Source organism: Peptostreptococcus russellii (genome assembly GCF_003012055.1).
Classification (GTDB): Bacteria; Bacillota; Clostridia; order Peptostreptococcales; family Peptostreptococcaceae; genus Peptostreptococcus; species Peptostreptococcus russellii.
Window position 1 is genome coordinate 184,984 of the sequence record NZ_JYGE01000003.1, and the last position, 15,180, is coordinate 200,163.

Annotated in this window: 11 protein-coding genes; 8 read left to right on the top strand and 3 right to left on the bottom strand. The window is 30.9% G+C overall.

The annotated features are described in order from the left end of the window. Nucleotides 1-7: 7 nt before the first annotated feature. From UF10_RS02915 to UF10_RS02940, 6 genes are all read left to right on the top strand, one after another. Entirely contained in the window at nt 8-772 is a 765-nt protein-coding gene (locus UF10_RS02915; protein WP_106776323.1) for a glycosyltransferase family 2 protein, read from the top strand. A gap of 94 nt (nt 773-866) precedes the next feature. Further along, nucleotides 867-2,324, top strand: coding sequence for a polysaccharide biosynthesis protein (locus UF10_RS02920; RefSeq protein ID WP_106776324.1), 1,458 nt, complete (start codon nt 867-869; stop codon nt 2,322-2,324). A gap of 101 nt (nt 2,325-2,425) precedes the next feature. Then, nucleotides 2,426-3,979 carry a murein biosynthesis integral membrane protein MurJ gene (murJ, locus tag UF10_RS02925; protein ID WP_106776325.1) on the top strand — a complete coding sequence of 518 codons (1,554 nt, stop codon included), beginning with the start codon at nt 2,426-2,428 and terminating at the stop codon, nt 3,977-3,979. 469 nt (nt 3,980-4,448) lie between these two features. Continuing rightward, a complete protein-coding gene (locus tag UF10_RS02930; protein WP_106776326.1) occupies nt 4,449-5,978 on the top strand; it encodes a C40 family peptidase in 1,530 nt (509 codons plus the stop codon). A 354-nt stretch (nt 5,979-6,332) separates the two neighbouring features. Next, nucleotides 6,333-8,453 carry a family 10 glycosylhydrolase gene (locus UF10_RS02935; RefSeq protein WP_106776327.1) on the top strand — a complete coding sequence of 707 codons (2,121 nt, stop codon included), beginning with the start codon at nt 6,333-6,335 and terminating at the stop codon, nt 8,451-8,453. A gap of 97 nt (nt 8,454-8,550) precedes the next feature. Further along, nucleotides 8,551-9,900 (top strand): alanine/glycine:cation symporter family protein, encoded by a 1,350-nt coding sequence (locus UF10_RS02940; protein WP_106776328.1) that lies wholly within the window; start codon nt 8,551-8,553, stop codon nt 9,898-9,900. 114 nt (nt 9,901-10,014) lie between these two features. Here the strand turns inward: UF10_RS02940 and UF10_RS02945 are convergent, their stop codons facing one another. The 3 genes from UF10_RS02945 to UF10_RS02955 all read right to left on the bottom strand — a co-directional run bounded on the left by UF10_RS02945 (nt 10,015) and on the right by UF10_RS02955 (nt 13,171). Continuing rightward, complete coding sequence (locus UF10_RS02945; protein ID WP_170062433.1) at nt 10,015-10,587, bottom strand: YdcF family protein; 573 nt, start codon at nt 10,585-10,587, stop codon at nt 10,015-10,017. Between the two features lie 192 nt (nt 10,588-10,779). Continuing rightward, nucleotides 10,780-11,754, bottom strand: coding sequence for an LCP family protein (locus tag UF10_RS02950; RefSeq protein ID WP_106776330.1), 975 nt, complete (start codon nt 11,752-11,754; stop codon nt 10,780-10,782). Nucleotides 11,755-12,127: 373 nt separating this feature from the next. Next, nucleotides 12,128-13,171 carry an LCP family protein gene (locus UF10_RS02955; protein ID WP_106776331.1) on the bottom strand — a complete coding sequence of 348 codons (1,044 nt, stop codon included), beginning with the start codon at nt 13,169-13,171 and terminating at the stop codon, nt 12,128-12,130. Between the two features lie 159 nt (nt 13,172-13,330). On the opposite strand from UF10_RS02955, the gene UF10_RS02960 reads away from it, so the two are divergent. Then, nucleotides 13,331-14,125: an HAD family hydrolase gene (locus UF10_RS02960; protein WP_106776332.1), complete on the top strand. Its 795-nt coding sequence runs from the start codon at nt 13,331-13,333 to the stop codon at nt 14,123-14,125. A gap of 8 nt (nt 14,126-14,133) precedes the next feature. Beyond that, nucleotides 14,134-15,174 (top strand): N-acetylmuramoyl-L-alanine amidase, encoded by a 1,041-nt coding sequence (locus UF10_RS02965; protein WP_106776333.1) that lies wholly within the window; start codon nt 14,134-14,136, stop codon nt 15,172-15,174. Nucleotides 15,175-15,180 lie beyond the last annotated feature (6 nt).

Here is a 15,180-nt window from a genome sequence, read left to right on the forward strand (position 1 = left end):
AATATAAATGAAAGATGCTTTAGTATCAATAATAACTCCTGTATATAATGCTGAGAAGTTTATAAGGGAAACAATTGAGTCAGTACAAAATCAGACATATACAAATTGGGAGATGTTATTGATTAATGATTGTTCTACAGATTCTTCAGCTGAAATAATAAAAGAAAAAGCTGCGGAAGACTCTAGAATAAAATATATAGAACTTGATAAAAACTCTGGTGCAGCAATAACTAGAAATACGGGTATATCAAAAGCTCAAGGCAGATATATTGCATTTTTAGATAGTGATGATATCTGGAAGTCTGATAAGCTGGATAAACAACTTGCGCTTATTAAAGAAAAAGACATTGGCTTTTGCTTTACTTCCTATAGGTATGTAATGCAAGATGGAGTTCCTACAAACAAGGTTGCAAGAGCACCAGAAAAAATAGACTATAATGGTTTACTTAAAAATACTATTATAGGTTGCTCGACTGTCCTAATAGATAGAGAAGTGATGGGTGATTTTAGAATGACTAATGTTAGACGTGGTCAAGACACAGCTACTTGGCTTCAACTTCTAAAAAGGACAGAATATGCATATGGAATTTATGAAGATTTGGTATGGTATAGAGTGGTTGATGGATCGCTTTCACATAATAAATGGAATGCCATAAAAAGAACTTGGAATACATATAGAAATGTAGAACATTTAAGTTTACCAAAAGCTATGTATGTTTTTGTTTTTTATGCATATAATGCTCTTAAGAAGAGAATAAAAAATGAAAAGTAATGAATATAGTAGGGCTTTGTATGGTTTTGTTAATTTATTTGAAATTAGACAGGCTTACAAAGTCCTTTTTAGTTTATATTAAGAGGGGTATGCTATGTGTAATAACTATAAAGTATCAAAAGTTATGATAATAGGGGCTGGTGAAGCTGGCCAAATGGTAATAAGTGAAATAAATAAAAATAGAAAAAAACTAAAAAGAGAAGTAGCCGTAATAATTGATGATAATAAAAATTTATTAGGAAAAACAATATGTGGTCATAAAGTTATGGGGGATACTTCTAAAATTTTAGAGCTAATAAAAGAAGAAGATATTGATGAAATAATATTTTCGATAGCAAATATTAAGAGTAGCAAAAAAAGAGAAATACTGGATATTTGTAAGTCTAGTGGATGTAATACAAGAACTATACCAAGTATGACTGAAATTATAGACTGTAAAGTTGACTTTAAAATAATAAGAGAAGTTGAAATAGAGGACCTTCTGGGAAGAGATCCCATATCTCTAGACACATGCAAAATTAGTCAACAGATAAAGAATAAAACGATAATGGTTACTGGTGGCGGAGGTACAATAGGATCTGAGCTTTGTAGACAAATATCAAAGTATGGACCTAAAAAACTTATTATACTTGATAATTTTGAAAATAATGCCTATGCAGTACAGCAGGAATTAAAAATGAAATATAAAGATGATCTTGATTTAGAGCTTGTGATAGCGACTATAAGGGAAGAAAAGAGACTAGAAAAAGTCTTTGATAAATATAGACCAGACATAGTATATCATGCAGCAGCACATAAGCATGTACCTTTGATGGAGTACAATAAGACTGAGGCAGTAAAAAATAATATATTTGGTACATTGAATTTATTAAAAGTGGCAGATAATTTCAAAGTTAAAAGATTTGTATTGATATCAAGTGATAAAGCAGTTAATCCAACCAATATTATGGGAGCTACAAAAAGAGCTGCAGAAATGTTGATACAGACATATAATGATTTAAGTAATACTGAGTATGTGGCAGTTAGATTTGGTAATGTATTGGGAAGTTCTGGATCAGTTGTACCGCTGTTTAAAAAACAGATAGCAGCAGGAGGTCCTGTGACCGTCACACATAAGGAAATAATAAGATACTTTATGACAATACCTGAAGCAGTGTCTCTAGTGATGCAGGCAGGTGCTATGGCTGAAGGTGGAGAGATATTTGTTTTGGATATGGGAGAGCCTGTCAAAATAGATGATTTAGCTAGAAATATTATAAAACTTAGTGGATTTGAACCTGATGAAGATATAAAGATAGAATATACTGGCTTGCGTCCAGGAGAAAAACTGTATGAAGAGCTATTAATGGCTGAAGAGGGGTTAAAAAATACAGATCATAAAAAGATATTTATAGGAAAGCCAAAAACTTTTAACAAAGAAGAAATATTTTTCTTGTTAGAAAGTTTAAAAGAGGCAGCTTTTAATGAGAGAGAAGAAGATATGGATCCTATTATGAGAAAATTAGTTACAACTTATATTAGACCAGAAGATGTAAATGAAAGTTATATATAATTAAATTATTTAATTTATATATAAATATTTAAGAAAACAAATTAAATTTATATAAAAATATTTAAGAAAGAAAGAATTAGTAATAATTAGAGGAGAAAAAAATGTCAAAAACAGCAAAAGCGACCTTTCTTTTGATGGTGGTCACTATTTTGTCAAAGATTTTTGGGTTGGTTAGAGACAGTGTTTTGGCAGCTGCATATGGTACAGGCACCTACGCCGCTGTATATGCAACTGCCAATAATATACCAACCGTTCTATTTGCAGTAATTGGTTCAGCCCTTGCAACGAGCTTGATACCACTATATAGTAAGCTTGCAAATGAAGATTCAGAAGAAAGAGCAATGTCTTTTTTGAATTCAATAATAAATATGGTAGTGTTGATTTGTTTGGCTCTATCTATAGTAGGTATTATATTTGCAGAGCCATTGGTAACTATATTTGCACCTGGATATAAGGGAGAGGTATATACTTTATGTGTCCAATATACAAGGATTTTACTTCCGAGTATTATATTTGTAGGACTTGCAAATATATTCACTGCTTATCTGCAAATAAAAAAGAGATTTGTTATACCAGGTTTTATTGGAATGCCATATAGTATTATAATAATAATATCAATATTTTTAAGTTTGAAGACTAGTCCTATGGTACTGATAATAGGAACATTAGTTGCAATAGCTTCAAAAGCATTGTTTCAAGTTCCATTTATCTATAAGGAAGGATACAGATATTCTCCAAAAATTAATTTTCATGATAAAGTTATGAAGGACATGCTTATTTTGGTAGTTCCTGTAGTAATCGGTGTTGGAGCAAATCAAATTAACTCAGTGGTTGATAAATCGTTGGCATCTTTACTAGGAACAAATGTAGTAGCATCATTTAGTTATGCCATGAGACTGTATGAGTTTGTACAGGCTTTATTTATCACATCTGTACTGGCAGTTGTATATCCGAAATTTTCTAAGCTAGTTGTTAGTGATAAAATGGAAGACTTTATGGGAAGTATGTCACAGACTATGAATGTAATAATTGTAGCCTTAGTTCCTATAATAGCTGGTTGTATAGTACTTTCTAAGCCAATTGTAGAAGTTTTGTTTCAGAGAAATGCATTTACAACAGATGATACTATAATGACAGCAAATATATTGGTAATATATGTAACTGGAATACTGGCATTTGCTTTAAGAGATATTATGAGTAGAGGATTTTATTCCTTAGAAGACAGTAAGACACCTATGATTAATAGTATAATAGCGATTATATTTAATATAGTATTAAATCTTATATTTATAAAACCTCTAGGATACAGGGGACTTGCAATAGCTACTGCTACATCGGCTTATATAGGCCTGATTTTGTTTAATAGAAGTATGAAAAAAAAGATAGATATATACACACCAAAAGAGAATATCATTGTATTTATTAAGAGTTTAATATCATCTGTGCTTATGGCTATAGTTGTAAAGTTTGTTTATGGTGCACTAAATCCATACCTAGTAGGTGGACTTTTAATGAAGGTAATCAACTTGGGCATTGGAGTTGCTTCAGGAGTGCTAGTATATGCTATAGTAATGTATTTTATGAAAATAGATGAATATACTATGATGATTAATTTAGGTAAAAATAGTATAAAATCAAAGTTAAAAAAGAAATAGTAATTTTATAATAAAAAAATAATAGATTATTAATCAGGAGATTTAATATTAATATTAGATCTCCTAATTTAATTTTATAATAGATAGTTTAGAAAATAAATAAGAAAAGATATTTATATAAAAATACAAATATTTCTATTAATTACATAGTGCTTGGAAAATAATTTTGCTAAAAAGATACTAAGAAATAAGATGATTCAAAAATTAAAAAACAATATTAGATAGATATATAAACTTTAAAAAAACATAAATATTAGCATGAAAATAAGAAAAACTTTAAAAAAAATTGAATTAAAAAAATAAACTTAGTTAATTTTTTGAATATTTGCTTAAAAAGTTACAAAATAATAAAGAAAAAGCGAAGAATTGTATTCAAAAGTTACAAAATGTAATTTATTCCTTGCATATTGGAATATGATGTGATAAAATTAAATTTGTCGAATAACAGAAGTGATAAGAGGAGGTTGTGATGCAGTTTAGTAAAAAGAGAAATAAAAAGATAATAGCTGTAGCCTTGGTTACTATGATGATGGCCTCTGGTGTAGGGACTTTGGTCTCGTCAGCAGATACTGTAGAGCAGACAGAATATATTACAGAGTTTACGGGAAATCAAGATAGTAATGAAGTTACAGATAACAATAGTATAGAAGACAATGCGGCAGATGAGAATATAAGTAATATTAATACAAATGCCAGTTCTGATGGAAATACTAATTTGGGTGGCGAACAAAGCTCAGCCAATAGGGCAAATAGTATTAATGGAGAAATAATACAAAATGCTCCGGATAATGTAATTGAGGAAAGTTCAGGTTTAGAAGCAAATGATCTTGAGATGGCAGCCAAGATGAATCCAAAATCTTTTAATGGATTTTCAAAAGAAGATGGAAAGTGGTATTTATACTCTAATGGTGTAAGACAAAAGGGATGGGTTGATTATAATGGTGTTAGATATTATATTTTAAATACATATCAACTTCCACAAGATATGTGGAGAATGATTCAGGGTCATAAGTATTACTTCAATAAAGATGGTGTTATGATTAGGGATCAGAAGATGAGTATAAATGGAAAGATATATCAGTTTAATAAAGAAGGACATCTGATAGCTAATGATAATACCACACACGTAGGTATTATGACAGAAGAGCAAAAAGCATTATATGCCAAAGGTGAGAAGAACCTTATTGATGCTGAAAAGAATTTAAAAAATGGTATATTCCAGGAGAATGGAAAATATTATAAATACGTGAATGGTCAAAAGACAAGAGGATGGTATCAGGAAGGAAATAAAAAATATTACTTTCTTAATACTTTAAATAGAGCAGAAAATATGTGGAGAAAAATAGATGGTAAGTTATACTATTTTGATAAAAATGGTGTTATGTATGCTAATACTATCAAGTATATAGGTACACAGACATACAAGTTTAATCCAGATGGCTCTCTAAATGCTAATGCGGCTACGACAATTGCTCTTATGGATATATCTATTAGAACTAAGGCAGATAATAGCTCTCAGATAATAGGTAAGTTTATAAAAGGTAATGGAGTAGAAGTAATTGATAAAAGTGGAAATTATTCAAAGGTAAGAACTGGTGATGGAGGAATCACAGGTTGGATACCAAGTAACTCTATAGTTACTTTATCACAAGAAAAAATAAATAGTGTAATATCAGTAGCTAAATCTAAGCTAGGAAGTCCATATGTATGGGGTGCAACTGGACCATCTACATTTGACTGCTCAGGGCTTATGTTGTACTCATTTAAAAATGGTGCAAATATCACCTTGCCAAGAGTATCTAAGCATCAAGCTACTGTAGGTAGGTATGTATCTAGATCTGAACTTAGACCTGGAGATATGATTTTCTGGGGAAGTCCAGTTCATCATGTAGCTCTTTATATAGGAGATGGAAAGTATATTCATGCTCCTCAGCCAGGTGACTATGTAAGGATAGCAAACTTAGGTTCATATACTACTGCAAGAAGAGTAATAGAATAGTAAATAGTTAACTAAGGTGAGGTTTTCCTCACCTTTTTTTAATTATACAAGGGAGATATATAAAACAATTGCTAAAAAACTAATTAAATAAACTTGAAAAGGAAAAAACTTTAAAAATAAAGAATTATTCAAAATAGTCTTAAAAATTAAAAAAAAACTATTGTTTTTATTTATAATACATGATAACATTGATATAAGATATAAGAAACAACAAAAATACATATAAAATACACTAAGACTTTCTCAAAATAATAATAAGATCTAGAATTTTATATTTATTTTCAATTTGCTTGTATTATATTCAACCCTTGTGTTAAATTATATTTAAAAGTATAAATTTAGGAGGGGAAAAGTATGAAAAAATTAATATCAATAGCGATGTCTATTGTATTAGCACTAGGTATAATTATTATACCTAAATCTCAACAAAGTACTGTTAAAGCTGATAGTACAGAAATGAGAGCAGCATGGATTTCTACAGTCTATAATATAGATTGGCCATCAGATTCTTCTAAGGGGAATCCAGAGATGCAAAAAAGACAGTATATTGAGCTATTAGACAAGCTAAAGCAAGCGGGTATAAATACTGCTATAGTTCAGGTGAGACCAGAGTCAGATGCTTTGTATCGCTCAAAGATTAACCCATGGTCAAGATTTTTAACTTCTAGTCAAGGAAAAGATCCAGGCTATGATCCACTTGCATTTATAATTCAAGAATCTCACAAGAGAGGTATTGATGTTCATGCGTGGTTTAATCCATATAGAGCTAGTATTTATGCTGATAAATCAAAGTCAGCTGCTAACAATCCGCTTAATCTACATACAGATTGGACTATAAAGCACAATAATAAATGGTATTACGATCCAGGTAATCCTGAGGTAAATAAATACATTGTAGATACTGTTGCTGAAGTAGTTAGCAATTATGATGTTGATGGAATTCATTTTGATGATTATTTCTATCCAGGAGCAGATTTTCCAGATGAAGCAACTTTCAAAAAGTATGGTTCTGGAAACAAGGATAACTGGAGAAGATCAAATATAAATAATATGATTAAAAGTGTAAGAGATAAGGTTCACTCTATAAAGCCAGATGTTTCTTTTGGTGTGAGTCCTGCAGGAATATGGAGAAACTCATATAATGATCCAAATGGATCAAACACTTCTGGTGGAGAATCTTACAACAAACAATATGCCGATACTAGATATTGGATAAAAAATGGACTTGTGGACTATGTAGTACCTCAGGTTTATTGGAGAATAGGACACCCTAAGGCAGATTATGCTACTTTGGTAAAGTGGTGGTCAGATCAAGTAAAGGGCACTGGAGTAGATTTGTATATTGGACAAGGAATATATAAACACGGTCAAAGTGAGTATGGTGGCGAAAATGTTGCTAGAGAGATTAAAAAGCAGATAGAGCTAAATAGAAAATATCCTGAAATAAAAGGAAGTATGCACTTCTCTGCAAAGGATATTATAAATCAGCCTCAGGTATATAGTGACCTAAAAACTCTATACAAAGATCCAAATGAAAGACTTCCATATCAAAATGCAGTAATGGGGAAAGATAGATCAGTAACAGCAATAGAGGTAAGTAAAAAGGGATGGGCTAATGGTACTAAGAATGCAATACTTGTAAATGGCGAAGATTTAATGTCTGGAGTAATTTCAAGCCCATTGGCTGCTAGCTATGATGGACCTATACTTTTAAGTTTCCATAATAAGGTTAGTCAGGATACAATTAATGAAATGAAAAGGTTAAAAATAGATAAATTGACTATTTTAGGTAATAGTAATTCAATATCTCAAAATGACATAGAAAACATAGAAAAAAATATACCAAATATATATATAAATAGAGTATTTAGTACAAATCCACAAGATGAATCTACTAAAATAGCAGATTTGCTAGAAAAGGAACATAGAGCAGATACTGTGTATATAGCAAGTGAAGAAGCGATGGTAGATGTACTATCTATAGCACCTAAGGCTGGAAATGAAAGAAATCCAATACTTATAAGCGGAAAAGATAGTATGAGCCAAAACAATATCAATTGGATAAAAGAACGTAATATAAAAAATATTTACTTTATAGGAGGGCCAAATGTTCTTTCCGACAAAGTAGTAAATCAAGTTGCAAAGGCAACTGGCTTAGATTTAAGTCATAATAGATTCTTTGGTTCAAATAGGATAGAAACAAACTCTAAAATAATTGATAAGTTATACAATGAAAAATTCTCATTGAAAGCATTTGTAACTAGAAGTGATGCACCAATAGATGCTATCACAGTAAGTGCCTTTGCACAAAAGACTAACTCACCTGTTATACTTGCTGGAAATAGTGTTTCTTCTTATCAAAGAAATGTTTTAGAACCAAGAAGTGCAAGCTTAGTTTATAAGGTTGGTGGTGGAATTAACCAAAATTCTTATAATCAGATATACAATTTGCTTGGTGGTATAATGAAAAACTAATTTAGATAACTATGTATATACCCCCAAGTAATAAGCAGAGAGTATTATTCGGAAAGGCCGATTAATATAATTTAATAGTACTTTGGGGGTGTTTTACGTGAGTGATAGTTTATTAAAAATTGTACAATCCATAAACGGTGTTTTATGGGGCTACGTTCTTATCGTAATGCTTGTAGGTTGTGGAATCTTCTTTACTTTTAATTTAAGAGGCATTCAGATAAGAAAGTTTGGAAAGGCTTTTAAGCAGGCCTTTGGTGGTTTTACACTTAGGGGTAAAAAGGCTGGTAAAGATGGTATGTCTTCATTTCAGTCCCTTGCTACAGCAATTGCAGCACAGGTTGGTACAGGTAACCTTGCTGGTGCAGCAACAGCAATAGTATCAGGAGGTCCAGGAGCAATATTTTGGATGTGGATAAGTGCCTTCTTCGGTATGGCTACTATATTTGCCGAGGCAGTACTTGCACAAACATTTAAAAAAGAGGTGGACGGACAGATTACAGGTGGTCCAGCATACTACTTAAAGTATGGTATGAAGAGTAAGTTCTTATCTTCATTATTTGCAGTATCTATTATAATAGCGCTAGGATTTATAGGTAATATGGTTCAGGCCAACTCAATAGGTGTTGCATTTGAATCTGCTTTTAATACGAATCCTTTAATTATAGGTATAATTTTAGCAATAGTGGCTGGATTTATATTTATCGGCGGAATAGGAAGAATAGCATCTTTCACAGAAAAGCTTGTGCCTATTATGGCTGCTTTTTATATAATAGGTGGTATCATTATATTAATAATGATGGGTGGAGCTACAGGAGATGCATTTAGACAGATATTTGTAGGTGCATTTGATCCATCAGCTGTTCTTGGTGGTGCAGCCGGTGTAGCAGTTAAGGATGCTGTTAGATATGGTGTTGCTAGAGGATTGTTCTCTAACGAAGCTGGTATGGGTTCAACTCCACACGCACATGCAGTAGCTAAGGTTGATGATCCAACTCAACAGGGGCTTGTTGCTATAGTTGGCGTATTTATAGATACTTTTGTAGTATTAACAATTACAGCTTTAGTAATAATTGCAACAGGGGCAAACCTATCTGGCGAAACAGGTATTGCAGCTACACAGAAAGCTTTTGAAATAGGATTTGGTAAATTTGGATTAATATTTGTTGCAATAGCTTTATTGTTCTTTGCATTTTCTACTATTATAGGCTGGTACTTCTTTGCAGAAGCAAACGTTAAATTCCTATTTGGTAATAAGGCTCTTAATCCATTTAGAATAATAGTTTTATTGTTTATAATAATGGGTACAACTATGCATGTTGAGCTGGTTTGGGAACTTGCAGATATGTTTAATGGTATAATGGTAATACCAAACGTTATAGGTCTAGTTGGACTATCTAAGATAGTAAAGAAGGCTATGACAAGTGCTGAAGAAAATCATATGATATAATTTAAGTTATAGATATATATAGCATATAGATAAACTTTTATAAAAATATAGTTATTACAGATATTCCTCAACAAAACCCCCAATGAGTTTTAACTCATTGGGGGTTTATTTATCTTATCTATCAAATATATAGGATTTTACAAGAGCAAGTGCTTCACGTAAATAGGATTTTACTAAGACTGATTTAGGTGTTTTTGCAGGAATTCCATATGCTTCAAAATTATTTCTACTAGCTAGCATTTTAGATCTTAAGATATGGTATCTATTAGATACAATATTAATTTTGATCATTCCATCTTTTTTTATCATTTTTCTTGACAACTTCATATTTTCAAAAGTGTTTTCAGATTTATCTTCTACTAATATTCTATTTTCATTAATTCCTTTTGAAATAAAGTATTTTTTAATTGCCTGACCCTCAGCAATTGTTTCATCATAACCTTGACCACCTGTAGCAATCAGTATTAGATTTGGATTGCTTTGCATGTATCCTAAAGCGGTATCCATTCTATACTTCAAGGACCTTGAAGGTCTATCTCCATGTAACTTTGCGCCCAAAACCATTATATAATCAGCATCACTATTATAGTTGTTTCTGCTTCCATATATAATGATAGCTTCAAGCAAGACTATTGTGGATATAAATATTAAAAACAAAGTCTTTATAAATAAGACAAGTTTATTCATAGTAATTTCTCCTTTTATAAATAATAGAGTCATATTCATGACTCTATTATTTCTATTATAGATTTTTTGTTTCTAGCTAATAGTTTTATTTAAGTCTATCTAACAAGGAATATAGTTAGGACAATATACAGTAAAATATAAAAATATTTAATATATTAATCAATAATCCTTGTGTAATAATAAATATTGCTATTATTTACTTTCATCAAATTCGATATCATTAAAGATAAAGTCTTTTAAAAACTGTATAGACTCATCTTCAAATCTAATAACCCAACCATAATTACCGTATATTCCACCTGTTGAATACTTTGGAGATGAAACAATAGGGAATTCCATTTGCTTCATATTATCTGGGCCAATTCTTAATATATCTATACCGTATTTTAGCATATCCATTGTTTTCATATTTGTGCTTACATAAGGAGCAGCAGCCTTAAGTATGAAAGGATATTTAAGTTTAGGAGTATTTTTCATTTCTTTTATAATGCTCATAACAATCATACGCTGTCTATTATCTCTTCCAAATGCACTGTCATTATGTCTTATTCTTGCATATGATAAAGCTTGATATCCGTTTAATTTTTGTTCTCCAGTATTTTCTATTAATTTCATCTCGCCCTTGTCTTTATTTGTACTCCAATTATAGGTCTCTGGTATAAACTTATTTAATTCATTAATTTCATTTGCTGTAACATCAAGAGTTACGCCATCTAAAGCATCAATAATAGCTATAAATGACTCGAAATTAATTAAGGCAAAATCATTGATATCAATACCGAAGTTTTGTTCAATTGTTTTGATTAAAAGATCTTCCTTTCCAAATGCATAAGCATGAGTAAGTTTTGAATATCCATGACCTGGGATGTCAACAAAAGTATCTCTTGCAAGTGATGTAATCTTTATATCCTTATGTATTTTATCTACTGTAAGAATCATCATAGAGTCAGTTCTTGCACTTGTATCTCCTGGTCTAGCATCACTTCCCATAATAAGTATATTGTTGATACCTTCTTTATTGGAGTGGGAGAGGCTGTCTAAGGAGCTAGTCTCAATATTAGAGTCATGCATATCTCCTAGCATGGAGGAGGTTAATCCAAAGGCGGCTATGGGTAGTCCAATTACTAATACTAGTAAAAAGACTACTATTTTTTTTAGTTTTGACATATTTTTTATCATCCTTCCTGTTTAATAAGTGAAAGAGTATTTCACTTTCTAGTAATTTCTTTTGATTTAAATATATAGCTATATACTTAGCCTGTATTCAGTTTTGAAAATTAATAATAGCAATTATATCATAAAATGAGAAAGTTTTATATACATCACATAGGATGTCCATAATATTTTACAATAAAAAAATTAATTTAAGCATAATAAAATATCATAAAAAAATAATTTAAATATAATAAAAATAAAAAATAATCAGAAAGAAAATCTAATAAAAAAATTATAAACATAGAAAAGATAATAAAGTTTTATAAAAAATAGCTTACAAGCTTAGAGAATATAAAAAAGACTGCTTTAAGCAGTCTTTTAATATTTAATATGAAACGCTTGAATATTCTGGGTCAGATGAGTACTGTGATTCCTCACCACTTTCTTTCCATTTATTGCTGGCACTTTCAATATCTTCTTTTGTTGGTTTTTTATTATCAAAAATAAATCCATGTAAAAGAGGAACTTCATATTGTTCAAATGGAATAACATAACCAGACTCTGGAAGTCTAATTTCATTTTCAGGGTGTAGAGGGAACTGCATTGTATTTAGATGTAAGTCTCCAATTCCTAAAACTTCCTTTCCAAGAGCCATTATGGAACCTGGATCCATATTTGTTTGAACATATGGTAGAACTGAATTTAATAATTTTGGATATCTTGTAACAGACATTTTACTTACTTTTGTTATAATTGCTTCTATAACCTGTCTTTGCCTATCATCTCTTTCCATAGTACCATCATTATGTCTTATACGAGCAAAGGCAAGAGCCTGGTATCCTGTAAGACTCTGTACACCAGTTTTCTTCATGTATCTAATAGGATCTTTGTTGCTCTTTTTATCCCACTGATAACACTCGTATATAAACTTGTTCATTTCTACAATCTCTGGGTCTGTAATTTCGACTTCTATTCCACCTACCGCATCTACTATGTCGATAAATGAGAAGAAATCAACCTTCGCATAATTTTGAATATCTAGCTTAAAGTTTTGCTCAATAGTCTCAATGAGCAGTTTTTCTTTACCATACGCGTAAGCATGAGTTAGCTTCTGAAATCCATGACCAGGAATGTTAACATAGGTATCTCTACCAAAAGACGTTAGCTTTAGGTTCTTGTGTTTATTATCAACTGTCAATATCATCATTGAATCAGATCTTGATACAGTTTCTCCTGGACGCGCATCGCTTCCGACCAATAAGATATTGGTAATTTCATTATCATATTTGTATTCGTTTGAAGCAAGCATATCGAAGTTACCATCGATTTGCATGGTTTTAAGTTTTGAGTATACTACTCCAGCACACGAGGCAGGGATAGCTACTACTAGCACAGCTAGAAAGATTACAAACTTTCTAAGACCGGACAAAAAATCACCTTCTTTTCATTTTAAGTTACACATTAACTATTATATTAAATAAACTCATTATAGTAAAGGGATAATATATAAATATTTCTCTATTATGCAAGTAGAAATCTATAACTCTATGTTATAATAATAATGATACTAAAATTTAAGGAGGATTGAATGGTAAAATTAGTAGTTGTTGATATGGATGGGACTTTTTTAGATGATAGTAAAAAAATGAGTCCAGAATTTGATAAGGTCTTTAAAAGCTTAAAATCCAAAGGAGTATACTTTTGTGTTGCAAGTGGAAGACAGATGGCGAGTTTGAAAAAAGAATTTGCAGGTTATGAAGAAGATATTTTATTTATTGCTGAAAACGGTACAGTTGTAGAGTTTGACGGTGAGTTGATATCAGTGGATGAGTTAAGCATAGAAGTCACTGAAAAAATACTAAATAGAATAAAATATTTGGGTGATAAAAAGAAGGTAGTATATTGCACTAGAGAGTGCTCTTATATAGATGGATTAGACGATGAGCAGGCTATAAAAAATGCACAACAATATCTTCCAAGTCATAAGATAGTTGATAGTTTTGATGAAGTAGATTCACTTCCAGTTAAGGTATCATTTTATTCGGAAAATGGATATGATCATGACTTTGAAGCTATTGTTGAAGAGTTTGGAGATTTAGCAACAGTTTGTACATCGGGATTTGAATGGTTGGATGTTATCCCTAAAAATGCAAGTAAGGGAAATGGAATTCAAAAGATACAAAAGTTGTTAAATATAGATGACAGTGAAATTATGGCATTTGGAGATCAGATGAATGATTTTGATATGCTCAGCAAGGTATATTATAGCTATGCTATGGATAATGCAATCGATGAAATAAAACAAATTTCAAGATTTAGTGCTCCTTCAAACAATGAGTATGGCGTTATTCAAGTTTTAAAGGAATTCTTTGAGATAGATTAGGAGTAGCTATGAAAGAAAAAAATAGAAGCAGAAAAAGAAAGAGGATAAATAAGAAAAAGCTTTTACTAGTTTTTATTGTATTGGCTCTCTTGATTTTCCTTATTTTTAAATTGGCAATTGGAATAAAAGGAATAGTTAAACCTAAGGAAAAAGAAAGTCTGCCTGTAAAGTCTGAACAGGATATAAATCAAGAAGAGAAGAAGATAATAAATATTATGATAGATCCAGCAAAGGGTGGATCAAATGCTGGAATGTCAAATCCAAATAAAACTATGAGTGAAAAAGAGATAAATTTAGATATTGCCAAAAAGATGCAAGCTTATATTTTAAAACACAAAGATGTAAGGGTAATGCTTACAAGAGAATATGATGATGATAAAAGTTTGAAAAGTAGAGCAGACCTTGCAAAAGAAAATGAAACTGATATATTTGTATCTATAAGGTTAAATGCTCAAGGCTCATCAGATCAGGCAGAAGGACTTGATACATATTATATTGCTCCAAAGGCTAAAGTATTGAAGTCATCTAATAAGTCTCAAAAAAAAGAAGACAAAGGTTCAGAGTCAGATAAAAATGATGAAAGTAGTTCTAAGTTGGAAAAAACAGATAAAAATAAATCAGAAGATGAGAGGTCAGATAAAGAGTCTGCTGAAAAAGAATCTTTAGATAAAGAAAGCTCAGATGAAGTATCTTCAGACAAAAAATCCTCAGAGAAAGAAAGTTCAAATGAGGACTCTTCAGAGAAACAAACTGTTATAAAAAGAAAAAATTTATCAGAAGGTCTTGCAAAGTCTATTCAGTCTACAACTTTATCTTTTGTAGAGATGAAAGATAGAGGGGTGATACAAAATAGTTTTGATATTTTAAATTACACAGAGATGCCAGCAGTTATAGTTCAGTGTGGATTTATATCAAATAAAAAAGACGCTGAAAAGCTCTCAAATGAGGCTTTTAGACAGGAGTTAGCTGATGGCATAAGTGAAGGACTTCTTTGCTTTATAGATGAAAATAGAAATGAAATAATTAAAGATAGGGTAAATTATAGATAATTTTGG

Excerpts from the sequence above, each read along its gene's own strand:
- UF10_RS02945 (WP_170062433.1), bottom strand. The coding sequence starts at position 10,587 with ATGAATAAACTTGTCTTATTTATAAAGACTTTGTTTTTAATATTTATA.
- UF10_RS02965 (WP_106776333.1), top strand. The coding sequence starts at position 14,134 with ATGAAAGAAAAAAATAGAAGCAGAAAAAGAAAGAGGATAAATAAGAAA.
- UF10_RS02920 (WP_106776324.1), top strand. The coding sequence starts at position 867 with ATGTGTAATAACTATAAAGTATCAAAAGTTATGATAATAGGGGCTGGT.
- UF10_RS02915 (WP_106776323.1), top strand. The coding sequence starts at position 8 with ATGAAAGATGCTTTAGTATCAATAATAACTCCTGTATATAATGCTGAG.
- UF10_RS02950 (WP_106776330.1), bottom strand. The coding sequence starts at position 11,754 with ATGTCAAAACTAAAAAAAATAGTAGTCTTTTTACTAGTATTAGTAATT.
- UF10_RS02930 (WP_106776326.1), top strand. The coding sequence starts at position 4,449 with ATGCAGTTTAGTAAAAAGAGAAATAAAAAGATAATAGCTGTAGCCTTG.
- UF10_RS02960 (WP_106776332.1), top strand. The coding sequence starts at position 13,331 with ATGGTAAAATTAGTAGTTGTTGATATGGATGGGACTTTTTTAGATGAT.
- murJ (WP_106776325.1), top strand. The coding sequence starts at position 2,426 with ATGTCAAAAACAGCAAAAGCGACCTTTCTTTTGATGGTGGTCACTATT.
- UF10_RS02935 (WP_106776327.1), top strand. The coding sequence starts at position 6,333 with ATGAAAAAATTAATATCAATAGCGATGTCTATTGTATTAGCACTAGGT.